General features: G+C 63.4%; 20 protein-coding genes. 5 read left to right on the top strand and 15 right to left on the bottom strand.

Annotated features, from left to right (window positions below):
- Positions 1-22 precede the first annotated feature (22 nt).
- From GSQ83_RS20905 to maiA, 3 genes are all read left to right on the top strand, one after another.
- Positions 23-1,003, top strand: a complete 981-nt coding sequence (locus GSQ83_RS20905) for a substrate-binding domain-containing protein (RefSeq protein ID WP_174246703.1) — start codon at positions 23-25, stop codon at positions 1,001-1,003.
- A 208-nt stretch (positions 1,004-1,211) separates the two neighbouring features.
- Entirely contained in the window at positions 1,212-2,780 is a 1,569-nt protein-coding gene (locus tag GSQ83_RS20900) for a D-aminopeptidase (RefSeq protein ID WP_158804782.1), read from the top strand.
- 11 nt (positions 2,781-2,791) lie between these two features.
- Positions 2,792-3,451 carry a maleylacetoacetate isomerase gene (maiA, locus tag GSQ83_RS20895; protein ID WP_158804781.1) on the top strand — a complete coding sequence of 220 codons (660 nt, stop codon included), beginning with the start codon at positions 2,792-2,794 and terminating at the stop codon, positions 3,449-3,451.
- Between the two features lie 184 nt (positions 3,452-3,635).
- On the opposite strand, the gene GSQ83_RS20890 is transcribed toward maiA, so the two are convergent.
- Together GSQ83_RS20890 and GSQ83_RS20885 are read right to left on the bottom strand one after the other, a co-directional pair.
- Positions 3,636-6,044, bottom strand: a complete 2,409-nt coding sequence (locus tag GSQ83_RS20890; RefSeq protein WP_158804780.1) for a transketolase — start codon at positions 6,042-6,044, stop codon at positions 3,636-3,638.
- A gap of 199 nt (positions 6,045-6,243) precedes the next feature.
- Positions 6,244-7,665: an FAD/NAD(P)-binding protein gene (locus GSQ83_RS20885; RefSeq protein ID WP_158804779.1), complete on the bottom strand. Its 1,422-nt coding sequence runs from the start codon at positions 7,663-7,665 to the stop codon at positions 6,244-6,246.
- A gap of 211 nt (positions 7,666-7,876) precedes the next feature.
- On the opposite strand from GSQ83_RS20885, the gene GSQ83_RS20880 reads away from it, so the two are divergent.
- On the top strand, positions 7,877-8,791 hold the full coding sequence (locus tag GSQ83_RS20880; protein WP_158804778.1) for a manganese catalase family protein: 915 nt from the start codon (positions 7,877-7,879) through the stop codon (positions 8,789-8,791).
- Positions 8,792-8,993: 202 nt separating this feature from the next.
- Positions 8,994-9,605, top strand: a complete 612-nt coding sequence (locus GSQ83_RS20875) for a tetratricopeptide repeat protein (protein WP_158804777.1) — start codon at positions 8,994-8,996, stop codon at positions 9,603-9,605.
- On the opposite strand, the gene GSQ83_RS20870 is transcribed toward GSQ83_RS20875, so the two are convergent.
- The 13 genes from GSQ83_RS20870 to GSQ83_RS20810 all read right to left on the bottom strand — a co-directional run bounded on the left by GSQ83_RS20870 (position 9,543) and on the right by GSQ83_RS20810 (position 24,814).
- The gene (locus GSQ83_RS20870; protein ID WP_158804776.1) at positions 9,543-10,301 is read right to left on the bottom strand and encodes a hypothetical protein; all 759 of its coding nucleotides are present in this window, start codon (positions 10,299-10,301) and stop codon (positions 9,543-9,545) included. The two genes, GSQ83_RS20875 and GSQ83_RS20870, sit on opposite strands and share 63 nt — an antisense overlap.
- 148 nt (positions 10,302-10,449) lie before the next feature.
- Positions 10,450-11,952, bottom strand: coding sequence for a glycerol kinase GlpK (gene glpK / locus GSQ83_RS20865; protein WP_158804775.1), 1,503 nt, complete (start codon positions 11,950-11,952; stop codon positions 10,450-10,452).
- Positions 11,953-12,024: 72 nt separating this feature from the next.
- Entirely contained in the window at positions 12,025-13,791 is a 1,767-nt protein-coding gene (locus GSQ83_RS20860) for an ABC transporter substrate-binding protein (protein ID WP_158804774.1), read from the bottom strand.
- 71 nt (positions 13,792-13,862) lie between these two features.
- The gene (locus GSQ83_RS20855) at positions 13,863-14,138 is read right to left on the bottom strand and encodes a DUF2160 domain-containing protein (protein ID WP_158804773.1); all 276 of its coding nucleotides are present in this window, start codon (positions 14,136-14,138) and stop codon (positions 13,863-13,865) included.
- A 15-nt stretch (positions 14,139-14,153) separates the two neighbouring features.
- The gene (locus GSQ83_RS20850; protein ID WP_216850401.1) at positions 14,154-14,957 is read right to left on the bottom strand and encodes a carbohydrate ABC transporter permease; all 804 of its coding nucleotides are present in this window, start codon (positions 14,955-14,957) and stop codon (positions 14,154-14,156) included.
- Positions 14,957-15,847, bottom strand: a complete 891-nt coding sequence (locus tag GSQ83_RS20845) for a carbohydrate ABC transporter permease (protein ID WP_158804771.1) — start codon at positions 15,845-15,847, stop codon at positions 14,957-14,959. Before GSQ83_RS20845 ends, GSQ83_RS20850 begins: the two co-directional genes overlap by 1 nt.
- Entirely contained in the window at positions 15,840-16,934 is a 1,095-nt protein-coding gene (locus tag GSQ83_RS20840) for an ABC transporter ATP-binding protein (RefSeq protein WP_158804770.1), read from the bottom strand. Before GSQ83_RS20840 ends, GSQ83_RS20845 begins: the two co-directional genes overlap by 8 nt.
- A 10-nt stretch (positions 16,935-16,944) precedes the next feature.
- The gene (locus GSQ83_RS20835; RefSeq protein ID WP_158804769.1) at positions 16,945-18,051 is read right to left on the bottom strand and encodes an ABC transporter ATP-binding protein; all 1,107 of its coding nucleotides are present in this window, start codon (positions 18,049-18,051) and stop codon (positions 16,945-16,947) included.
- Positions 18,048-19,592, bottom strand: a complete 1,545-nt coding sequence (gene glpD, locus GSQ83_RS20830; protein WP_174246702.1) for a glycerol-3-phosphate dehydrogenase — start codon at positions 19,590-19,592, stop codon at positions 18,048-18,050. The genes GSQ83_RS20835 and glpD overlap by 4 nt, the downstream gene beginning before the upstream one ends.
- Before the next feature lie 203 nt (positions 19,593-19,795).
- Positions 19,796-20,590: a DeoR/GlpR family DNA-binding transcription regulator gene (locus tag GSQ83_RS20825; RefSeq protein ID WP_158804768.1), complete on the bottom strand. Its 795-nt coding sequence runs from the start codon at positions 20,588-20,590 to the stop codon at positions 19,796-19,798.
- Positions 20,590-21,237 carry a 2OG-Fe(II) oxygenase family protein gene (locus GSQ83_RS20820; RefSeq protein ID WP_158804767.1) on the bottom strand — a complete coding sequence of 216 codons (648 nt, stop codon included), beginning with the start codon at positions 21,235-21,237 and terminating at the stop codon, positions 20,590-20,592. The genes GSQ83_RS20825 and GSQ83_RS20820 overlap by 1 nt, the downstream gene beginning before the upstream one ends.
- 65 nt (positions 21,238-21,302) lie before the next feature.
- Complete coding sequence (locus tag GSQ83_RS20815; RefSeq protein WP_216850399.1) at positions 21,303-22,442, bottom strand: acetate/propionate family kinase; 1,140 nt, start codon at positions 22,440-22,442, stop codon at positions 21,303-21,305.
- Positions 22,439-24,814, bottom strand: coding sequence for a phosphoketolase family protein (locus tag GSQ83_RS20810; protein ID WP_216850397.1), 2,376 nt, complete (start codon positions 24,812-24,814; stop codon positions 22,439-22,441). Before GSQ83_RS20810 ends, GSQ83_RS20815 begins: the two co-directional genes overlap by 4 nt.
- Positions 24,815-24,860 lie beyond the last annotated feature (46 nt).

Here is a 24,860-nt window from a genome sequence, read left to right as displayed (position 1 = left end):
CTTAAAAATGGGGAGAGATGAGATGAAGACAGTCAAAGCCTCGCTGATGGCCACCACTTTCGCGGCGGCCGCGTTTGCGATGGTCGCGCCGGGTGCGCAGGCGGCGCAATCGATCGCCAAGACCTGCGGTCCCAACAACCAATACGTGATCGGCTTCAGCCAGGCGAACTTCAAGGAGCCGTATCGCGAGCACGTCAACCACGACCTGCAAACGCTGGTGAAGAACTATCCGCAGTTCAAGCTGGTGATCGCGGATGGTCAGGCGAATGACAATACGCAGGTCTCGCAAGTCGAGAACTTCCTGACGCAACAAGTTGATATCCTGTTCATCTCGGCCTTCGAGGCGGCACCGCTGACGCCGGCGGTCAGCCGAATCTACAAGGCCGGCATCCCGGTCATCGAGATGGATCGCGCGACCGAGGGCAATGACTACACGAGCTTCGTCAGTGGCGATAACCGCGCCATCGCCAAGGAGGCCGGCGAATACGCCGCCAAACTGCTGCCGGATGGCGGCGAGGTCGCGATCCTCGAAGGGCTGCCGAGTTCGTCGCCCGCCATCGAACGCCTCGAAGGCTTCAAGGCGGGCATTGCGGGCAATTCGAAGATCACGGTTGTGGCGACGCAGCCGGTGGATTGGATGCAGGACAAGGCGGTGACGGTATTCTCCGCGATGCTGCAGGCCCATCCGGACATCAAGCTGGTCTATACCAGCAACGATCTGGCGGCGGCGGGCGCTTATATCGCTGTCAAGCAGGCGAATAAGCTTGGCCAGGTCAAGATCATCGGCACGGATGGGTTGCCGGGTCCATCGGGCGGCATTCGCTCGGTGGCGGATGGCGAATGGGCGGCGACCTTCGTTTATCCGACCGGCGCGGCGGAGGCCCTGGATCTCGCCAAGAAGATCTTGATCGACTGCGCAACCTCGGTGCCTCGCCTGGTGACGGTGCCGACGAGTCGGATCGATGCCGATAATGCGAAGGAGATCTACGCGAAAGGCGGCTAGGCCGGGCTGCGGCGCAGCCGACGCCCTCAATACGTCATGGCATGCGAAGGCATGCCATCCACGCCTTCCTCGGGTGATGGTCCCGGCCCCGAAAGGCGTGGATTGCAGGCGTTCGCGTGCCATGACGGTGAGCCAAGTCCTCCCCCTCCCCCGTCCGGCGCCGCTAGGTTAGGCTCGGCGTGCCACCACAGCGCCCGGGATCTTCTGAATGACCGATAGCGGCTCGACCTTTACCCGTCTCGAAAGAGCGGTCGGCGCTCTGCCGAGACGCTATGCCGGACCCGGCGGCGCCGTCGCCGTGTTGCGGGATGGCGAGGTGCTGGTGCGGCACGCCTGGGGCTGGGCGGATACCGAGCAGCGGCTGCCCTTCACGCCGCAAACCATGTCGCTGATCTGCTCGATCACCAAGCAGTTCACCTGCGGCCTGTTGCTCGACCTGTTCCCCGAGCCCACCACGCTGAATGACGAAGTGCGGCGCCTGATGCCGGATTTGCAGCAGGAGGCGCCCGGCATCCTCGATCTTTGCCACAACCAGTCCGGGCTGCGGGACTATTGGGCGCTCGCGATGCTATGCGGCGCGCCGGTGGAGGGTGTTTTCGGGCCGCAGGATGCGCATCGCCTGATCGGCCGCACGCGCACGCTGCATTTCCAGCCGGGCACCGCCTATTCATACGTGAACCAGAATTTTCGCATTCTGTCAGAGATTATCGAGCGGCAAACCAGCCAGTCCTTCGCCGACCTTTTGCGCTATCGCATCTTCGATCGCGCCGCGATGCCCCATGCGGCGCTGAACGCCGTCACCACGACAGTTCCCGGCGGCACGCTGGGCTATGAGGGATCGGCGGAATTCGGCTTCCGCCCGGCGGTCAATCGTATCCATTGGACCGGCGACGCCGGGCTCACCGCCTCCCTGGACGACATGATCGCGTGGGAGAGCTTCATCGACGCCACGCGCGACGATCCGCAGGGCCTCTACAACCGGCTCTCGGCGCCGCAGGTTTTCCGCAACGGCGCGCCCGCCTTCTATGGCTTCGGGCTGAGCCACGCGACGTTGTTTGGCCGCCGGGCGACCTGCCATGCCGGCGGCCTGCGCGGCTTCCGCAGCTTCCGCCTCTATGTGCCGGCGGAGCGCGTTTCCGTCGTCGTCCTGTTTAATCACATGGCCGATCCGCAGGCGGCGGCGCTCGACCTGCTCGGCGCGGCGCTGGGCGAAGTGGAGCCGAAGACGCCCGCGATCTCGCTGGGTTCTGGCTGGGCCGGCCGCTACATCGAACCGGCGAGCGGCCTCTCGGTTCGGGTCGAGCCGGTCCATGACGGCAGCCTGCAATTTCATTATGGGCCGCTGCCCGACATCCTGTGGCCGACCGCGCAGCGCGATTACCGCGGCGGCGGCAACCGGCTGTATCGTCGCGGAGACACGCTCTGGCTGAACCGGCCGTCGGACAATCTCGACGCGCCATTGATACCGTGCACGGGCGACGCTTCGCCGGATATCGAGGGCCTGTTCCACTCCGATGAACTCGATGCGACTCTCACCTGCACCTCGTCCGGCGGCGCGCTTTACGGTGCTTTCTCGGGCGCGCTGGGCGAGGGCGAGATGCTGCAACTCACCCCGTTTGGTCCCGACCGCTGGCTGCTGCCCTGTCCGCGCGCGCTGGATTTTCACCCGCCCGGCGACTGGACCCTGAAGTTCCGCCGGGATGAGCGAGGCGAGGTGGCGGGGCTGGAAGCCGGCTGCTGGCTGGCGCGCGGCGTGAGCTATGAGCGGCGGCACTGAGGGATAAGAAAATGGCAGAGCCAGCCTTCGAACTCTATGCTTTCTGGCGTTCGTCAGCGACCTTTCGTGTGCGCGTCGCGCTGAACTTCAAGGGACTCACGGCGCGAGAAATCCTGATCGACCTCGATGCTGGGGAACAACTCAGCGCCGACTTCCTCGCGATCAATCCGCAAGGCGCGATTCCGGCTTTGATCGAGCCGGGATATCCGCCGCTTACGCAATCCGTGGCGATCCTGGAGTTTCTGGACGAGCGCTTTCCGTCGCCGCCGCTGTTCCCAAGTGATCCCCATGGCCGGGCGCGGGTGCGATCGCTCGCGGCCTTGATGGCGAGCGACACGCATCCGCTGATCGTGCCGCGCGTGAAGAAGTATTTGACGGCCTCTGGTGGTTTCGACGATGCCGCTTGGCGCGCATGGCAGGTGAACTGGTTCACGCGTGGCTTTCAGGCGATGGAGGCGCGTCTCAGCAAGGAGTCGGCCACCGGCGTCTTCTGCCATGGCGATACGCCGACGCTCGCGGATATCTGCCTCGCGAGCGTCACTGCCGTCGCCAGGGTCTTCAAGGTCGAGGTGCCAGACATCCCGACGGTGAACCGGATCTCCGCTCGCTGTGCGGAAATCCCAGCTTTCGCGAAGGCCGATCCGATGGCGCAGGTGGGCGCACCGAGCTAGGGCGGGAGTTGGCGACGCTGCGGCAGTAGCAACGTCATCTTCGGAGAAGGCCGAAGATCCACGCCTTTGCTCGCGGAGTGAAGGCAAGGCCTGGATGCTCGGCCTTCGCCGAGCATGACGAAATACTCGCCGAATCGGGCAGTCTCTTTGTCGGCCAGCATAACAGGCCGCCTGCAACTCCGCCCTAAGCCGCCGTAAACGATACCGCCGCCAGATGCCGGATCGGGCGGCCGGGTGCGATGGCCTGGGCGGCGGCGGCTATTGCCTGGGCGTCGATCCCGGCATGGCGGTAGAGATCCGCCAGCGTCCCCGTCTGCCCGAACTTCTCGACCCCGAGCGCGCGGGTGCGATGGCCCCCCACGGCGCCGAGCCAGGCGAGCGTCGCCGGGTGGCCGTCAAGCACCGTCACCAGGCCGCAACGCTGCGGCACATCCGCTAGTAGCCGCTCGATATGGCTTCGCGCGCCAGGCAACCCGTTCTCGCGGGCGCGCTGCGCCGCCGTCCACCCGGCATGCAGCCGATCGGCAGAGGTGATCGCGAGGAGTCCGACATCGCGACGGTCCTCGCCGATCAGCCCAACCGCCGCCAGAGCCTCGGGCGCCACCGCGCCGGTATAGGCGACGACGACCTCGGCATTCGGGCCAGGTCGGCGCATCCAGTAAGCGCCGTCAATCACGTCCCGCGCAGTCTCGGGGGCCAATTGCCGTTGTGGCTGCGCGATGCCGCGTGTGGAGAGCCGCAAATAGACCGAGCCGCCGCTTTCGTCCCGCAAACCCGCCAAGGCGTCAGGCGCCGCATCCGCCGGGCGCTGGATATAGTCGAAGGCCCAGCGCAGGATCAGCGCCAGCTCATCGACGAATGCCGGCTCGAAACTGGCCAGCCCATCCTGCGCCATGCCGATCAGCGGCGTCGCGATCGACTGATGCGCGCCACCCTCGCCGGCGAGCGTGATGCCGGAAGGCGTGGCCACGATGATGAAGCGCGCATCCTGGTAGCAGGCGTAATTCAGCGCATCGAGCCCGCGCTCGATGAAGGGATCATAGAGCGTGCCGACTGGCAGCAGCCGCTCGCCAAAGAGCGAATGCGACAGGCCGAGGGCCGACAGCATGATGAAGAGGTTCATCTCGGCGATGCCGAGTTCAAGATGCTGACCCTGCGGTGAGAAATGCCAGTTGAAGGTCGAGGGGATGCGCTCCTTGCGGAACAGATCCACCATCTCCTCTCGCGCGAAGAGGCCGCGACGGTTTACCCAGGCGCCGAGATTCGTGGAGACCGTGACGTCCGGCGAGGTGGTGACGATCCGTCGCGCGAGATCCGTCGTGCCCTTCGAGATCTCGTGCATGAGCAGGCCGAAGCCGTGCTGCGTCGACATGACGGGTTGCTGCGGCACGGCCAGCGCCTCCGGCACCTCGACCAAGGGCGCCTCGTAACGGCGGCGGCCCTGCTGGATGAAGGGCGCGGCGTCGATGAAGGCGCGCAGATCCTCGGCGGGGAGCGAGAGACCCTCGAATGCCTCCCATTCATGGCCCTCACGCACCCGCATGGCGTTGCGCATGATCTCGACCTGCGGCGCCGTCATAAGCCCGGCGTGGTTGTCCTTGTGTCCGGCCAGCGGCAGGCCGAAGCCCTTGATCGTATAGGCGATGAAGCAGACCGGGCGGTCATGCGTCTTGGCTGCCTCGAAAGCGTCGAGCAGCGAGGGCAGGTCGTGGCCCCCGAGATTGCCCATGAGCTGCGCCAGCTCATCGTCGGACCGGCGCTCGATGAGGGCGGAGGTCGGCCCCTGGTCGCCCAGCTCGTCGAGCAGGCGCTTGCGCCAGGCGGCACCGCCCTGGAAGGTCAGCGCGGAGTAAAGCTGGTTGGGACAAGCCTCGATCCAGTCGCGGAGCCGCTCGCCACCGGGCTCCGCGAAGGCGGTCTGCTGCAGCCGCCCATGGCGCAGCACCACCACATCCCAGCCGAAATTGCGGAACATCGACTCGAACTTCGCCCACAGCCCCTCGCGCACCACGGCGTCCAGGCTCTGGCGGTTGTAATCGACCACCCACCAGGTGCGGCGAAGGCCGTGCTTCCAGCCCTCCAGCAGGGCCTCGAAGATATTGCCCTCGTCCATCTCGGCATCGCCGATGAGCGCGACCATGCGGCCCTGCGGACGGTCTAGGCCCCAGCCCTTGGCGCGGACATAGTCCTGCACCAGCGAGGCGAAGAGCGTCTGGGCGACACCGAGCCCCACCGAGCCGGTCGAGAAATCGACGTCATCCACGTCCTTGGTGCGCGACGGATAGGATTGCGCGCCCTTGTAGCCGCGGAAATTCTGGAGCTTCTCCAGGGTTTGCTGCCCAAACAGGTACTGGATCGCGTGGAAGATCGGGCTGGCATGCGGCTTGACCGCGACTCGGTCCTCCGGCCCCAGCACCGAGAAATAGAGCGCCGTCATGATGGTGGCGATCGAGGCCGAGGAGGCTTGATGGCCGCCGACCTTCAGCCCGTCCGCGCTGGGCCGCAGGTGGTTGGCATTGTGGATCATCCAGGTCGCGAGCCAGAGGACCTTGCGTTCCAGGGCGGCGAGGGTGGCGATGCGGTCGGTGGTCATGGCTCAGACTCCAGCACGGATCGGGGGCCTGGCCTGGGTCTGAGGTCCGATCCGCGGGGAGTTAATCCCCGAGGGCGGCCAGCACGCGGCCGGCGGTCCGCTTCGGCGCTCAGCCTGCCACGACGGCGCTTGGAATTCGACTGGGAAAGCAGGACATGGCGTGCCCTGCCTCGCTAGGTCAGAGGGGCGGCAACCGTCATCACGGTTTGTGGCTGGCAAGGGCGGGCAATGCGAAGGCCTTGCGTGCGGTCATATTGCCGAGATGTTCCGCCAGCAGTTCTGTTTGCCGCCGGATGTCGGGCACCGCGGTCATTTCCCAGAAGGCGCCCCTGGTCACCGGCCCGACCGCGAAGACGCGGCGGGAGATCGCGCCCTGCCGGTCCCGCACGGCGCAGGTCGTCGTGACATCCAGGCCGAGGCGCAGCGGGTCGGGGCGCACGAGCCCCTCGGCCAGCAGGTTGCGAATCAGAGGATGCGTGATGCGGTCGTAGTCGCAGGACGGCCCGGAGCAGTTCACCACCCGCGCGACCTGGAAGGAGGCCAGCGAGGATGTGCCGCGCGGCTGGAACGTGACCTCGACGCCCCCCGGCGTCTCCCGGTACTCGCGGATACGGCCCGCGCATTTCGTGAGCTGACCGCGTTCCCGTGCCGCCTCGATGCGGTCGGAGACATCCGCCGCGATGCGGTGACGGTGGATATCCCACCAGGGGCGCAGGTGCCGCACGAAGCGCGCCTTGTCCTCGGCCGAGGCGGTCTGCCACAGCTCTGTCGTGATGGGGCGAAGAGCGTCGATCACCGGATGCCAGGTGCCGCCCAGCCCAGTCATGCGCGTGATCTCCCGCCGCATGAGGCGTACGAGGTCGCTTAGAACGGTGGGGTAGGATGACGGTTCGTTCCGTGGTGGCTGGCCGCTGCCATTGTGCCGATGCGGCAGCAGGCCGCGGCGGGAAAGGGCGTGGATCGGCCCGGTATGGCCCTGATCGAGCAGGGAAACGACGGTGTCGATCATGGTAAGGCCGGTGCCGATGAGCAGCACCGGCGCCTCGGGGTCGAGGTCGGTGAGCGCATCCGGCGCCCAAGGATCGGCGCGATAGAGGGCGCTATCATAGAAACCGGGGTCGGCCACAGGCGGCGGCTCGGGCGGAAAATTGCCAACCGCGAGCACGGTTGCATCGGCGACGGTTCGGCGGTCCCGGTCGAGCTCGAGAGCAAGGCGGCTATCGCTGGCATCCATTCGCAGCACGTCGCCGCGCACCAGCTCCAGCCGGCCATCCTTGTCGGCGTGCCGAATCTGCTCCTTGAGCAGGTGGCGGATATAGCGGCCAAAAAGCAGGCGCGGCACGAAGCTGCCGGCGGTGGGTGCCTCGCCAAGCTCGGGATGCGGCGTGCTTTGTAGCCATTCGAGGAAGTTATTCGGGCGATCGCGAAAGGCGCTCATCCGCCCGGCCGGCACGTTGAGGAGGTGATTGGCATTGCCGGTCGCATAGGCCTGGCCCCGGCCGAATTGCGGATTGCGCTCGATCAACACGATTTCAGCGGTTGGACACTGCCGCAGCAGGTGCAGCGTCAGCAGCGTGCCGCTGAACCCGGCCCCTATGACAGCAATCCTAGTCGTACTCATATAGCGTCCCAACATCGTGGTTCTCGGGGGCGATAATTTACCATCGCCTCTCGTGTGTCGACCTCGCCTGTCCGGGCGATCGATCGGGGTAGCTGGCTCGGTGTGCCCTGCCGTCTGATCACAGTCTTAGCAGCAGCGGCAAAGTGTCCTGTTACGGCCAAGGCATCGGGCCATGTAGCGCCCGGTTACACCATCACGAGGAATACACGCCATGTTCATGCGGATCGACAAGCTTCAGGCCGCCTTGCCGGAACCGAAGAAGCCGGACCCCAACGCGGCGGCGGCACTGCAGGAACTCCTCGGCGGCAAGTACGGCGAGATGTCCACGCTCGGCAACTACATGTTTCAGAGCTTCAACTTTCGCAATAAGACGAAGTTGAAACCATTCTATAGTTTAGTATCAAGCATCTTCGCCGAGGAACTCGGGCATGTCGAGCTGGTAAGCACCGGCATCTCCATGCTGAATTGTGGGCCGGGCGATCCGACACCGGATGTCGATGTTTCGGAAGCGCCGTTCAATGAGATGCAGGGCATTCGCCTCGCTGGGAGCTTTCTCAGCAATGGCGGCGGCGCTCTGCCGATGAACAGCAACGCCGCGTCCTGGAACATGGACATGGTAACCACAACCGGCAATCTGATCATCGACCTGCTGCACAACTTCCATCTCGAATGCGGCGCCCGTATCCACAAGCTGCGCGTGTATGAGACGATGACGGAGCCGACGGGGCGCGAGGTTTGCGGCTATCTGCTCGTGCGCGGATCCGTGCACGCGCATGCCTATGCGCTGGCGCTGAAGAAGCTGACGGGCGTCGAGATCGAGAAGATGCTGCCGACGCCGAACATCAACCTCGATCGCGTGCCGGAGTGTCAGAAATACCTCAACGAGGGCAGCCACCGGAGGCTGTACCGCTTCAGCCCCAATGACTACAAGGAAATGTCGGGCATCTGGTCGAACGACGAAGTGGCACTGCCGGGCGATCCGCCGGGCAACCTCGAGGTTGTCGAAGGACATCCAGAGGGCGGCAAGATCCCCGAGTTGCTGGGCAATTACGGCGCCTTCGCACCGGATTACGCGCCTGAGGAAATCTTTGACATCGCAAGCAAGCTTTACAAGAAAAGCCGATAGGCGAGACGTGTAGCCCCTCAACTGTGAGGGTGGGGTTGGGGGTCGGCAGCCACGGGCACGCTTCGCCGCCCGAGCGAACCCAACCCGGCCTCACCCTCTCGGGAAGGGAAGATTGCAACCATGCAACCCTACAAGCGTGTCGCGCGGGTGTTGGATCTGTTAGTTCGCTGCACATGCTTGATACCACCAACCTCCCGCGCCGGTGACACGCGCCGCGGATCTGTTTCGCCGCGCCGTTGCGCTGCTGCAAGCGCGCGACCCCAGCGTTGCGGCATTGCTTCCCGAACTGGAACGCTTTCCCGCCTACGCCGAAGGCTGGCTAGCCCTCGGCGAGGTGTTGCATCAGTCCGGACAAACCAACGCCGCGCTGGCGTCGCTCGGCCGGGCAGCGCAGAGTTCAGCGCCCGGAGCGCATCGCCTAGGACAGGTGCTGGTGGAGTTGGGCCGGGGAGACGCGGCGCTCGCGGCTTTCGTCAAGGCCGTTGCGCTCGATCCGGGGTTGGCCGCTGCGTGGTATAGCCTCGCCCTTTCGCGCCAGGATAAGGGTGAGCATGCGGAGGCTGCCGAGGCCTATGCCGAAGCACTCAGGCAGCGCCCGGATTTCCACGAAGCGGCGCTCAACCTCGGCATCGCGTTGCAGGAGGCGGGGAAGCTGGAGGCGGCACTGGATGCCTATGGCGTGGCATTGCGGCTGCGGCCGGATAGCTTCGGGCGGATCGCTCAGGCACTTGCTTCCGGGCGGACCGGCGCCCTATGGCTCGACCCTTCCGTTTTGAGGCGCGACCTCCTCCGCCGTGGCGCTATCGGCTCCTGAGCGGGCGGCACGGAAAGTCTTTCGATAATGTCCAGGGCCGCTGAGGAGTGTTTGCGCGGTCTCGTCATAGCGCTTGGTCTCATCGGGCGCGAAACTCTGGTAGGTGAGATCGAGCGGCACGCGCGGTACCGGCACACATTGCGCGACCGGCATGCCCTTAGGGAGCACGCCCGAGAAGCCTGCATCGAGCCAGACGGCGGGGAAGAGGATGCCGACATCATGGAACCGGTCGGAGTCCACGAGGCCGCTCAACAGCCGAAACGGCAGATCGTCGCGGTTCACCGGATGTGTCGCGAACAAAGACCAGCCCTCGGGCAATTCCACCGTCCAGAAACTGTTGAACTTGACGATGATCTGGCCTGGCTGCTGAAAAGGCGTGCCGTCGACTTGCGCCGGCGCATGAAAGCTCATCGGCGCGCGGGGATGGGTGCGTGCGGCCAGTGCGGGGATGTCCCAATTCCACGAGAGCCGGCCGTTCTCGACATGAACATCGCAGGGCAGCGGAATCACGAAGCCCAAGGACATCGCATCGACGAAGGGCGGGCAGTGCTTGACCGTGCGAATGTTCTCGCCATGCAGATCGGAGAAGGCGTGGCGCGGCATTGTGCGCAGCCAATCGGGCAGCGCATCCCGCGCCGGCACCGGCCGCGGAATGCGATCGATCAGCGCCGGATCACAGCGAAATATGATCTGCATCTTTTTGAATTACGATTCAGAGATCCGTCATGGCACGCGAAGGCGTGCCATCCACGCCTCGCTTTCGACGAGGGAGGAAGGCCTGGATCCTCGGCCTGCGCCGAGCATGACGATGGAATGACAGCGGTTCAAACCAAAGATATCTGCTCTAACTTTCATCATCCGGAATCATCGCGAGCTTCACCGCTTTCTGCCATCCCCGATATTTCCGCTCGCGCGTCGCAGCGTCCAAACCGGGCACGAAATGCCGATCGACTGACCAGAGTTTCGCGAATTCCTCGGGCTCGGGATAAATCCCGGCATCCAGCCCCGCGAGGTAACCCGCGCCCATTGCGGTGGTTTCGCGAAAAGCTGGGCGATCGACGGGGCGGTTAAGCATGTCGGCGAGGAATTGCATCGTCCAATCACTGGCCGACATGCCGCCATCGACGCGCACGATCATGTCGTCAGCGGGCTGGCCATAATCGGCGAGCATCGCCTGCAGCAGATCGCGCGTTTGATATCCCACACTTTCCAAGGTTGCGCGGGCGAGCTCTTTTTTCGTCGTGCCGCGTGTGATGCCGGAAATCAGCCCCTGCGCGCGGCTGTTCCAATGCGGCGCTCCGAGCCCGGTGAAGGCGGGCACCAGATAAACCGGCTGCTGCGGATCAGAGGCTTCGGCGAGCCTGCCGGTCTCCGCCGAATTTTCGACCAGACCGAGACCATCCCGCAGCCACTGCACACTGGCGCCCGCGGAGAAAATGGAACCCTCGAAGGCATAGGTGCGATGGCCGCCGCGCTGCCAGGCAATCGTGGTGAGCAGCCGATGCGCGGAAGCCTTCGGCGTGTCGCCAATATTGAGCAGCACGAAGCCGCCTGTCCCGTAGGTCGCCTTCACCATGCCGGGCGCGAAACACGCCTGCCCGATAAGCGCCGCCTGCTGGTCGCCCGCGACGCCGCGGATGCCAATGGCGCCACCCAATAGGTCGGGCCGCGTGGCACCGAAATCGCCGGCGCAATCGCGGATCTCGGGAAGCAGCGAGGCGGGCACGTTGAAAAGGCGAAGTAGGTCCGCGTCCCAAGTCCCGCTGCGGATATCGCAAAGCAGAGTACGCGAGGCGTTGGTGGCGTCTATCGCATGCACCGCGCCGTCGGTCAGACGCCAGAGCAGGAAACTGTCGACGGTGCCGAAAGCAAGTTCGCCCGCCTCCGCGCGTTTGCGGGCGCCGGCGACGTGATCGAGCATCCAGCCGATCTTGGTCGCGGAAAAATACGGATCCAGCCGCAACCCGCTGCGCTCGGCAACAAGGGCCGCATGGCCCTCAGCCTCAAGCGCCTCACAATGCGCGGCGGTGCGGCGGTCCTGCCAGACAATGGCGTTGTAAATGGGACGGCCGCTCGCGCGGTCCCAGATCAGCGTCGTCTCTCGTTGATTGGCGATGCCGAGTGCCGCGATGTCGCTCGCTTCGAGATCCGCTTGCGCCAGCGCCGCGCGCGCGGTGCCGAGTGTCGTTGCCCAAAGCGTTTCGGGATTATGCTCGACCCAGCCAGGCTGCGGGAAAATCTGCGGAAACTCTTCCTGCGCGCTGGCGACGGGCTTCATCGCCGCATCGAAGACAATCGCACGGGTGGAGGTGGTGCCCTGGTCGATGACGAGAATATGCGCGGCCACGGCTCATTCGTTCCTATCGTCGCGAGAAAAGGGGAGCCGTTGCCGGCTCCCCTTTCATTCGTCAGCCGAGGCTCAGGTCTTGTTGGTGCCCGGCGCGGACCAGCTCTTGATGAGCTCGTCGTAGTCCACCGTCTCGCCTTGCGGCTTCTCGTTCGCGAGCTTGCGCTGAGGTGCGAGATGGCCGTTGGTTTCGGCATACTTGAACCAGTATTCCGGATCACGTGCCTTGTTCATCAGCGGGCCAAGATCTCCTTGCACGCCCGAACGCTGGATACGCGTCATGATGGCGTCCTGATCGCGTGCCAGCCCGTCCATCGCCTGCTGCGGTGTCACCGAGCCCGCGATCGCGTTCGACACGTTCTGCCACCAGACCTGCGCCATCTTACCGTAGTCAGGCACGTTGACACCGGTAGGCGTCCATTGCTTGACGGCCGGTCCGCGATAGAACTCGACGAGACCACCCAGCTTGGGAGCAGCTTCCGACATCGCAGAGCTGTTGATGTCGCTTGCGCGGATCAGATGCTGGGTGAGCAGCGCCTTCTTGAGGCTGACGGTCTTGGAGACGCTGAACTGGGCGTAGAGCCAGCCGGCCTTGATCTTCTCCATGGGCGCGTATTTCAGCATCGTCCAACAGCCGCAATCCTGGTAGCCGAGCTTCATGCCCTCTTTCCAGTAGGGGCCATGGGGCGAGGGCGCCATGCGCCATTTCGGCGTGCCGTCCGAATTCATCATCGGCGAGCCAGGCTGGTTCATGGTGGCGGAGAAGGTCGTGTACCAGAAGATCTGCTGCGCGATATGGCCCTGGCCCGGCACTGGTCCGGCTTCCAGGAAGTCCATGCCGGCCGCTTCGGGCGGCGCATACTTCTTGAGCCACTCAACGAACTTCGTCAGCGCATAAACCGCCGCCGGCCCGTTGGCATCACCGCCGCGCGACGTAGACGAGCCACGCGGACGCCCGCCTTCGTTGCGAATGCCCCACTCATCGACCGGCAGACCATTCGGCAGCCCGCGATCGCCACCGCCGGCCATTGACAGCCAGGCATCAGTAAAGCGCCAGCCGAGGCTCGGGTCCTTTTTGCCATAATCCATGTGGCCATAGACGCGCACGCCATCGATCGTCTTCACGTCATTGGTGAAGAAGTCGGCGATGTCCTCATAGGCCGACCAGTTTACCGGCACGCCGAGTTCATAGCCGAACTTCTGCTTGAACTGCGCCTTCAGCTCCGGCCGCTTGAACCAGTCATAGCGGAACCAATAGAGGTTCGCGAATGCCTGATCGGGGAGCTGATAGAGCTTGCCGTCAGTGAAGGTGCCGAAGGAGAGGCCGACGAAATCCTTCAGGTCGAGATGCGGGTTAGTGACGTCCTTCCCGTTCTTCGCCATGAAGTCGGTCAACGAGCCGTCAACGATGTCGTTGTAGCGTGGATGCGTACCGATGAAGTCCGAATCATTCATCCAGAAGTCATAGATCGGATGGCCGGACTGCATCTCGACCTCGATCTTGTCGACGAGCAGACCCTCGTCCATCAGATCGTGGTTGACCTTGATACCGGTGATTTCGGCGAAGGCCTTCGTCAGAGTCTTGGATTCATATTCGTGGATGTTGAGAATTTCGGACACGGTGTTCACCGACATGCCGGCGAAAGGCTTCGCCGCATTGATGAACCACTGCATCTCCTCCATCTGCTCATCCTTGCTGAGCGTGGAGGGCTGGAACTCGTTGTCGATCCACTTCTTCGCGGCATCGACCTGCTGCGCATGGGATGGCGCGCTATGGACGAGGATGGCGGCGCTCGCAGCGGCTGCGGCACCTCCTTTGATGACGTCACGTCTTTTCATATTTTTCCCTTCCCCAGCTATCCGGCGCCCTGAATGACATCATTCAGGGTCTTCCGGCTCTCGTTCTTGACCTAAGCGAAGCGGAACATCGCCGCGCTATACAGGACCGCGATCACGACGGGATACCAAAGATTGTCACCGCCGGTAATACGGATCCATAGGATAAAGATAAACGCCGTGCCGATCAGCGACACGAACAACCGATCGCCACGCGTTGTTGGAAACTGCAAAATCCCCCGCCGCGGCGTTTCCGGACGATAAACCGCGAGCAAAGTCATCACGATCAGCATCAGCGCGATCGCCGCGAAGAAGCCCGCCGTCGCCCAGGTCCAGGCCATCCATGCCATGAGGCGCGGCCCTCCTCAAACGCGACCAAGGGCAAAGCCCTTGGCAATGTGGTTACGCACGAACCAGATGACGATCGCGCCGGGAACCATGGTGAGAACCCCGGCGGCGGCGAGCAGGCCCCAATCCATTCCCTCGGCGGAATACACCCGCGTCATTACCGCAACGATGGGCTTGGCATGAACTGTCGTCAATGTCGTGGCCAGAAGCTGCTCGACCCAGGAGAACATGAAGCAAAAGAATGCCGCGACGCCAATGCCATTGGCAATGAGCGGCAGGAATATCTTGATGAAGAAACGCGGGAAGGAATAGCCGTCCAGCGCCGCCGTTTCGTCGATCTCGCGCGGCACGCCGGAAATGAAGCCTTCCAGAATCCACACCGCCAGAGGCACGTTGAACAGGCAATGCGCGAGTGCCACGGCCCAGACCGTGTCGAACAGACCGATCGAATAATAGAGATTAAAGAACGGCATCGCATAGACCGCCGTCGGCGCCATCAGGTTCGAGAGCAGCCAGAAAAACAGGTGCTTGTCGCCGATGAAGCGGTAGCGGCTGAAAGCGTAGGCCGCCGGCAGCGCGAGAGAGACAGAGATGACTGTGTTGAGCGCGACATAGGTGAGCGAATGGACAAAGCCGAGATACCAGGCCGGGTCCGTGAAAATATGAGCATAATTGCGGAGCGTTACGTGATGGGGCCAGAAGTTGAGCCCCGACATGATTTCGCCATTGGTCTTGAAGCTCATGTTCAGTAGCCAGTAGATCGGCAGGAACAAGGCCAGGAGATAGATGGTGATCGCGATGCCGCGGCCCTGGATACGCATCACGAACCCTTCCGCTGCTCGAGTTGCGTCATGACGGTGAAGAAAATCCAGCAGAGGGACAATGTGATGAGGTTATAAACCAGCGACATCGCCGCTGCATTGCCGAGATCGACCTGGCCGAGTGCGATTTTCACGAGATCCAGCGAGAGGAAGCTGGTGGCCTCACCCGGACCGCCGCCGGTCACCACCGAGGGTTCGGTATAGATCATGAAGCTTTCCATGAAGCGCAGTAGAACCGCAATCACCAAGACCTTCTGCAGCTTCGGCAGCTCGATATTGCGGAACACCGACCAGCGACTGGCGCCGTCAATCCGCGCCGCCTGATAAAAGGCATCAGGGATCGCCTTCAGGCCGGCATAGGCCAGCAGCGCCACCATGCCGGTCCAGTGCCACACATCCATAACGACGATGGTGGCCCAGGCGGAAGTCGGATCCTGCGTGTCGTTGTAGTGGATGCCGACACTGTTGAGTGCCGCTCCCAGCAGGCCGATATCTTGTCGCGCGAAGATCTGCCAGATGGTGCCGACGACGGTCCAGGGGATCAGCAGCGGCAGTGCGATCAGCACCAAAGCGGCGCCAACTCTCCAGCCATGACGTGGGATGCAGATGGCGACCGCGATGCCGAGCGGCAGCTCGATGCAGAGCACCACGAGGGAGAAAATGAGGTTGCGCACCAGCGCGGCCGCGAATCGGCCGCCGATATCCGTGGTTGGGTCGAGTAGATTTTGGAACCAGGCAGCGCCGTTCCAGAAGAAATTGTTCTGCCCCATGGTGTCCTGAACCGAATAGTTCACGACCGTCATCATCGGGATAATCGAGGAGAAAAGGACGAAGACCAGCACCGGGATGACGAAAAACCACGCCCGGTTGTTCCATGGTTTATCAAGCATGGAGCGGCTCCGTCATCCGTTGGCCTTCGATGCGATGCTCATCGACATAGACATGCAGATGGCCGGGCTGGACATGCAACCCCGCCGCTTCACCGGTCAGCGTCACGTCATTCGGCAAAGTGGCGACAAGGCCGTGACCGCCCAGCGTGACGCGGGCGAGGCGGCGGCGGCCGAGATCCTCGATGCGTTGTAGCTTGACGGGAATGCCGCCGCTCGCCGTTACGGTCGCATAATCGGGGCGGAAGCCGATCTGCACGTCGCCGGCCGGCAGCGCGTATTGCGCGCCGAGGTCGAAGCGCTGGCCGTCCACAACCGCCTGCCGTCCCTCGATCACGGCGGGCAGGAAGTTCATGCCGGGCGAGCCGATGAAATAGCCGACGAAACTATGGGCCGGCCGCTCGAACAAATCCGCCGGCGTGCCGATCTGCAGCACCGCGCCATCCTTCATGACGACGACCTCATCGGCGAAAGTCAGTGCCTCGACCTGATCATGCGTCACATAGATCATGAGCATATCAAGCGCCTGGTGAACTGCTTTCAGCTTCGAGCGCAATTCCCATTTCAGCGCGGGATCGATCACCGTCAGCGGCTCATCGAACAACACGGCCGAGACATCCGACCGCACGAGGCCACGGCCGAGCGAGATCTTCTGTTTCGCATCGGCGGTAAGCCCTCGGGCGCGGCGGCGCAGCACCGGGGTGAGATCCAGCAATTCGGCGATTTCCGCGACGCGCGCCTCGATCAGCCGGCGCTCCATGCCGCGGTTCTTCAGCGGAAATGCGAGATTCTCCGCGACCGTCATGGTGTCGTAGATCACCGGGAACTGGAAGACCTGTGCGATATTGCGCTTCTCGGTCGGCAGCCGTGTGACATCCTGGCCGTCGAATAGCAGCCGGCCGTCCGAGGGAATCACCAGCCCGGAGATGATATTCAGCAACGTCGTCTTGCCGCAGCCTGAGGGGCCGAGCAGCGCATAGGCCCGGCCATTCTGCCAGACATGCTCGATCGGCTTGAGGGCATAGCGCTTTTCGGCGCCCGAGGGTCCCGGGTAGGCGTGGGCGATATGGTCGAGAGTGATCGTTGCCATGCGCGCGCCCTCAAGCCATGACCGCGAGGGGCGACACGGACATCGCCTCCGGCGCACGCAGCAACAGACCGGCGGCATCGAAAACGAAGACGCGTCGCGGATCGATACGAATCTCGGCGGCCGCGCCCGGCTGCCAATCATGCACACCGAGGACGAGGCTGACCCAGGTTGCGAAGCCGACATCAAGATGCACGAAACTCTCCGAACCGCTGATCTCGGTGACCGACACGACACCTGGAAAAGCGTCAGTGGCACCGGTCGGCGGCCCGATGCGCGCATCCTCGACCCTGAAACCAATCCGGTACGCCCCATCCGGCAGACCGGCGAGCAAAGCGTCAGAAGTCAGCGCGCGACCATCGGAAAGTGTTACCTGACTCGCCGATTTCGTCACGCCCATTTCATTGAGGGGCGGGTCAGAGAAAACTCGCGCGGCATCTATATTCGCCGGCTTGCGATAAACCAAGGGCGTGGCGCCGATCTGGGTCACACGACCCTGCCACAGCGTCGCCGTGGTGCCGCCGAGGAGCAGCGCCTCGGCGGGTTCGGTGGTGGCGTACACCAGGATGGTGCCGCTTTCGGCGAAAAGGCGGGGCAATTCCTCGCGCAATTCCTCGCGCAGCTTGTAGTCGAGATTGGCGAGCGGCTCATCGAGCAGCACGAGCTCGGCGCGTTTCACCAACGCGCGGGCGATTGCGGTACGCTGCTGCTGGCCGCCTGAAAGCTGGGCGGGGAGGCGATCGAGAAAGGGATCGAGCCGCAGCACGCGGGATGCCTCAGTCACACGATCCTCGATTTCGGCCTTCGGCAGACCGGCGACGCGCAGCGGCGAGGCGATATTCTCGTAGACCGTCAGAGACGGGTAATTGACGAATTGCTGGTAGACCATGGCCACCGAACGGCGGCGCACGGGGATGCCGGCGACATTCTTGCCATGAACATGAATTGTGCCCGCGGTCAGTTTGTCGAGACCGGCCATCAGCCGCATCAGAGTCGTTTTGCCGGAGAGCGTGGGCCCGAGCAGCACGTTCATGGTGCCGCGCTCGAAAGTGAGGGAGACATCGTTGATCACGACCTCCTGCCCCACCGTCAGCCCGACGTGATCGAGTACCAAACTCATTTTGCCGTCTCCCTAACGGCAATCATGTCCGCCAAAGCCGCATCCACCGCAAGTATTTCGCTTTCGTTCAGCCGAAGACCGAGTTTGCTGCGCCGCCACACGACGTCGGCGCCGGTGCGCGCCCATTCGTGTTCGGCAAGGTAGCGCAGCTCGGCCTCGGTCAAATCCGCGCCGAAAACCTGGCCGAGATCCGCCAGACTACCTGCGCCGTTCAGCAAAATGTGGACGCGCGTGCCATAGGCCCGCAGCAGCCGCCGGGCAAGGCGATCGGACAGGAAGGGATAGCGCGAGCAGACGCTGCGCAGAACCGGCTCGAAGCCCTCCTTCGGAAAGTCGCCGCCGGGTAGGGGCTCGCGTCCTGTCCAGCCCGCAGCGCGTCCCTGAACCTTCGGCAAATGCGGCCCGAGCTGGGCCAGCGCGGATTCCGCAAGGCGCCGAAAGGTCGTGATTTTGCCGCCAAAGATCGAGAGCAGCGGCGGCGCGCCGGACTCTGCTTCCAGCTTCAGAACATAGTCGCGGGTCGCCGCCTGTGCGTCGGTGGTGCCGCTTTCGTCATAGAGCGAACGGACGCCGGAATAGGTCCAGACCACCTGGTCGGAGGTCACCGGCACCCGCAAATATTCGCTGGCGGAGTCGCAGAGATAGGCGATCTCCTCGGCGGTGGCATGCACGCCGGTCGGGTCGCCTTTGTAGTCCTGGTCGGTGGTGCCGATGAGCGTGAAATCCTGCTCATAGGGAATAACGAAGAAAATGCGCTTGTCCGCATTCTGAAAGATGTAGCAGCCAGCATGATCATAGAGCTTGGGCACGACGATATGGCTGCCCTGGACCAGCCGGACCGGCGCGCGCTGATTGCTGCGCACGACGGAATGTGCGACCTCGCCGACCCAGGGGCCGGCGGCGTTGACCAGGGCGCGTGCCGTGATCGTCCGAGTGTCGCCGCCCGTTTCCTCGCGCAGCGTTAGGTGCCAGAGGCCGGCCTCGCGCTCAGCGGAGACACAGCGGGTACGCGACGCGATAGTCGCCCCCAATTCGGCGGCGGAGCGCGCATTCAACACGACGAGGCGCGAATCTTCGACCCAGCAGTCGGAATATTCGAAGCCGCGCTTGAATTCGGGCTTGAGCGGAAGCCCGACTTTATCCTGCGTCAGATTCACCGTGCGCGTGGGCGGCAATTTCTTGCGGCCGCCGATATGGTCATAGAGAAAAAGCCCTGTGCGCAGCAGCCATTGCGGCCGCAGCTTCGCGTGATAGGGCAGCAGGAAACGCAGCGGCCAGACGATATGCGGCGCGATGCCCCACAGCACCTCGCGCTCCATCAGCGCCTCCCGCACCAGGCGGAATTCGTAATATTCGAGGTAGCGCAACCCACCATGGATCAGCTTGGTCGAGGCTGAGGACGTGCCCGAGCCGAGATCATGCTGCTCGCACAGGAATACCTTCAGCCCACGGCCAGCCGCATCTCTGGCGATGCCGCAACCGTTGATGCCGCCGCCGATGATGGCGAGGTCATAGATCGATGGTGAAGTGCTCGCGTCCAAGGAAGTTCCGCATCCCAGGGCGCGTTCTTTCGTGCGCCCGTTCGGATCAGACTACATCACGAAAAAAACGAACACGCAAGCGACCAAAACGAGCATTTTTGCGAGTTTTGCGCTGGGGCAGGGGCGTGCGCCTCCGTCATGGCACGCGAAGGCGTGCCATGACGGTTGTGATAGCAAGGGCGACGGCGTAGCCGACCCGAAAACTAATCCTCCTCCGGCCCGCCGCCTGTCTCGATCACCTCGATTTCCATCCTCCGGCACATTTCGGCGATCTCCGGGGAGGGCAGGCGGTCGATCACCAGCACGTCGATCTCGTCGAGCCGGCCGATCCGCACGGGGGCGCGGCGGCTGAATTTGCTGCTGTCGGTCACCAGCACCACCCGCCGAGCGTTTTCGATAATGGCCCGCGAGACCTGCACTTCGCGGATGTCGTAATCGAGCAACGTGCCATCCGCGTCGATCGCCGAGGTGCCGATCACGGCGGTATCGACCTTGAACTGCCGGATCACCTCTGCCGCCATGCGGCCCACTACGCCGCCGTCGCTCGCACGGATGGTGCCCCCGGCGATGATCACGCTGATCGAGGTATTGCGATAAAGCGCGTTTGCCACGTTGATATTGTTCGTTATGACCAGCAAACCCTGACGCCCGGCAATCGCCTGCGCCACCTCCTCGGTCGTCGTGCCGAGGTTGATGAAGAGCGAGGAGTGGTCGGGGATGAGCGCCGCGGCGGCCTCGCCGATCCGTCGCTTCTCGCTCCGCGCCACCAGCTTACGCGCGTCATAGGCGAGGTTCTCGACCCCGGAACCGACCACCGCTCCGCCATGGGTACGGGTGATGATCCGCGCCTCGCTGAGGTCGTTGAGGTCGCGGCGAATGGTCTGAGGTGTGACGGCGAAGCGCGCGGCCAGCTCCTCCACCGCCACCCGGCCGGTCTCCCGGATGAGCGTCGCGATCTCCTGCTGCCGGCGGGAGACGGGGCGCGGCAGCTCCGCCATCAACCGCGCTCGCTTTGCGGCAGGCCCAGATTGAAGGCGATGGAGATGCGCAGCGCGTCGCCGCGATAGGGGCGGACCTGATGGAAGAGCCAGGAGGGGAACAGGAACAAAAGGCCAGGCCGTGGCCGGATGGTTTCCCCCGCGCCGACCGAGGCGCCATCCTCGCCGGCGAATTTCAGCGCCGGGGCGTACATGCCGGGGCCGGGCCCGCGCGGATCGAGCATTTCGAACTCGCCGCCGAGCGCGGGATTCTCCGCGCAGCCGCCATCATCGACGTAATAGGTGCCGGACCAGAAGCTGCCGGGATGGTAGTGGCTGATATTGCCGGCGCCGGGTCCATTCACATTGGCCCAGGCCTGCATGGTCCAGCTCGGGGCGATGGGCTTGCCCTGACGGTCGGCGGTGAGATGGTTCGCGACCTGCCGCGCGAGGGTCAGGATTTCGGTGATACGCGGGCCGCCCCATTCGATGATGTCGCGATCGGAATGCCAGCCGCCGGCGTTGGAGGCTTGGACGGAGGGCGTTTCGGCCCGGCGGCGGAGGATGATCTCGGCGAGTTCGGCATTGCGGGCCGCCGCATCCGGCAGCTCGACCGCCGCGACCGGCGTCGCGAAGAGTCCACGAACGGCGATGTCGAGGCGGGCCATGGTTTATTATCTCCCCGGTCGGCCTTTGATCGCGGGTCGGGGCGATGTCAAGCGGCGCTGGCGGGCTAGCGCGGGGCGGCTGACGACAATGCGAAGCTGTGGCGGGCGATTTGTTCGTCCTCTTGTGAAGGGATGACGCGCACTGAGCAGCCGGAAGCGGTGCCGCTAATCCAGGGTAGGTTGTCACAGATTTCCGCTCGCACCGCGTCGTCGTGTTCGCCGATGCCGCCGGCGAACACGATCATATCGACACCGCCGAGCGCGCCGATCATCGCGGCGATTTGCTTGCGCACGGAATAGCAGAACATGCTGATGGCGAGGCGTGCATCGGGGTTGGTCGCTGCTGCCTCGTGCAGGCCGCGCATGTCATGGCCGATGCCCGAGATGCCTTGCAGGCCGGATCGGTGATCGACGAGATCCTCGATCTTGGCTGCGTCGAATTTCTTCTCGCGCATCAGATAGACGAGCACGCCGGGATCGAGGTCGCCGGTGCGTGTGCCCATGATGATACCGCCGGTCGGTGTCAGCCCCATGCTGGTATCGATGGATTTGCCGTCGCGTACAGCGGTGACGCTCGCGCCATTGCCGAGATGGGCGATCACCAAACGGCGCGGCGGATCGCTTCCAAGTTGGTGGAGGATTGATTCGCAGGAGAGGCCGTGGAAGCCGTAGCGTTGGATGCCCTCCGCGAGCAGCACTTTCGGTATTGGCAGAACCCGCGCGACATCCGGCATTGCGGCATGGAAGGTGGTGTCGAAACAGGCGGCTTGCGGTAGCCCAGGAAAATGCTCCTGCGCGAAGCGGATGACCGCCAGCGCGGACGGCGTGTGCAGCGGCGCGAAGGCTGTCGCGGCCTTCAGTTCATCGAGAACAGTGTCATCGATGATGCAGTGCTGCCGCAGCTTGGGGCCACCATGCACAATGCGATGGCCAATCGCCTTGGGCGAGGGCTGCTTGGTATCGGCGAGAAGCTTGCCGATACGCGCGATCGCTTCTTTCTGGCTCGGAAGCGATGCCGTCTCGGATAGCAGGCTGTTCCCATGCGCATCTTTCGCGCTGAGCTTGCCGCCGGGGTCGCCGATCGACTCGGCTTCCCCGGTGACCAGTAATTCGGCCCGCGTGGAGCCGACACGATATAGCCCAAACTTGAGAGAGGAGGAGCCGCTGTTGAGAGCGAGTACCTCCATCTCATGCCGATCGTTCACGCGATCCAGCGCCAGTCGCGAATCTCCGGCATGTCGTCGCCATGTTCGCTGATATAAAGCTTGTGGCGCTCCATATCGGTCCAGTAACGCGCCGTCGCGGCTTCCACCTGATCGGCGAGACGTGGAATGCGCCGGATGGCATCGAGCGCGAGCTGGAAGCGGTCGAGGTTGTTCAGCACCACCATGTCGAAGGGCGTTGTGGTCGTGCCCTCTTCCTTGTAGCCGCGCACATGGATGTTGTCGTGATTGTGCCGGCGATAGGTCAGCTTGTGGATGATGCCCGGATAGCCGTGGAACGCGAAGATGACCGGCTTATCCTTGGTAAAGAGCTCATCGAAGCTTTCGTCTTCCCAGCCATGCGGATGCTCGGATTGCGGCTCCAATATCATCAGGTCAACCACGTTGACGACGCGGATGCGGATGTCGGGAACATATCTGCGCAGCAGCGTGACGGCGGCCATGGTTTCCAGCGTCGGAATATCCCCGGCGCAGGCCATCACCACATCGGGATCGCCATCATCATTGCTCGCCCAATCCCAGATCCCGGCACCAGCCGCGCAGTGGCGCGTGGCGGAATCGATGTCGAGCCACTGCCACTCCGGTTGTTTTCCAGCGACGATCAGGTTGATGTAATTGCGGCTGCGCAGGCAATGGTCGGCGACCGATAGAAGCGTGTTCGCATCGGGCGGCAGATAAATGCGGACGATCTCGGACTTCTTGGCGGCAACATGGTCGATGAAGCCGGGATCCTGATGCGAGAAGCCGTTGTGATCCTGGCGCCAGACATGCGAGGACAGCAGATAATTCAGCGACGCGATTGGCTCGCGCCACGGAATCTTCCGTGTCACCTTCAGCCATTTCGCATGCTGGTTGAACATCGAATCGATGATGTGGATGAAGGCCTCGTAGCAGGAGAAGAAGCCGTGCCGCCCGGTGAGGAGATAGCCTTCGAGCCAGCCCTCACAGAGATGCTCGCTCAGCACCTCCATGACACGGCCTTCCTTGCTCAGATTGATGTCGACATCCTCGACATCAGCCATCCATTCCTTGCCGGCGACCTCGAAGATGGCTTCCAGCCGGTTCGATGCCGTCTCGTCCGGGCCAAAGACCCGGAAATTGCGTTTGCCGAGACTGAGCTTCATCACGTCGCGTAGGAAATGGCCCAAGACCCGCGTCGCTTCCGCGTGAACCGTGCCGGGCGCATCCATCTTCACGCCATAGTCGCGGAAATGCGGCATCGACAACGGCTGGAGGAGTTCGCCGCCATTGGCATGCGGATTAGCACCCATGCGGCGCTGTCCGGTCGGCGCGATCTCCGCGTATTTGTCGAAAAACTTGCCGTCTGCGTCGAAGAGTTCCTCGGGCTTGTAGCTCCGCATCCAGTCTTCGAGTTGCCGCAGATGCTCGGGGTTCTTGAAGTCCGCGATCGGCACCTGATGGGCGCGCCAGGTTCCCTCAACGGGCTTGTTGTCGACGAATTTCGGTCCGGTCCAGCCTTTCGGCGTGCGGAAGATAATCATCGGCCAGCGCGGGCGCCGCACATCCTTCGCGTCGCCGGCGCGCGCTTCCGATTGGATCACGCGGATTTTTTCGTAGATGGTGTCGAGCGTGGCCGCGAGTTCCTGATGCACTAGCTGCGGATCGTCGCCCTCGACGAAATGCGGCTCGTAGCCGTAGCCCTGGAACAGTGAGGTAAGCTCCTCGCGGCTGATCCGGGCCAGGATCGTCGGATTGGCGATCTTGAAGCCGTTGAGATGAAGAATCGGAAGCACCGCACCATCACGCGCGGGATTGAGGAATTTGTTGGAGTGCCAGCTTGTTGCCAGCGCGCCGGTCTCGGCCTCACCATCGCCGACGACGCAGGCGACGATCAGATCCGGATTGTCGAAAGCCGCGCCATAGGCGTGCGCCAGAGAATAACCAAGCTCGCCGCCCTCATGGATCGAGCCAGGCGTTTCCGGCGCGACGTGGCTGGGAATTCCATAGGGCCAGGAAAATTGGCGGAATAGCCGGTGCAGCCCGTTGCGGCTGCGCTCGATCGCCGGATAGCGCTCCGTATAAGACCCTTCGAGATAGGTTTGCGCCACGATGCCGGGGCCGCCATGGCCTGGGCCCATGACATAGATCATGTTCAGGTCATGATCTTTGATGAGCCGGTTGAGATGGATATAGAGCATGTTCAACCCGGGTGTGGTGCCCCAATGCCCCAGAAGCCTTCGCTTCACATGATCCATCGTGAGCGGCTTTTCGAGCAGCGGATTGTCCTGCAGATAAATCTGCCCCACCGAAAGATAATTCGCTGCGCGCCAATAGGCATGCATTTTCTCAAGAAGTTCGGGTGACAAAGGCTGGGCCATCAGGGCCTCCAACATCGACAGGCGTTAAATCGAGCGATGAGCTAAGGCGGGGAGAGGGTCA

Source organism: Acidisoma sp. L85, assembly GCF_009765865.1.
Lineage (GTDB): Bacteria > Pseudomonadota > Alphaproteobacteria > Acetobacterales > Acetobacteraceae > Acidisoma.
Note: the sequence above shows the minus strand (reverse complement) of the source record. Positions and strands in the feature narration are given on the sequence as shown.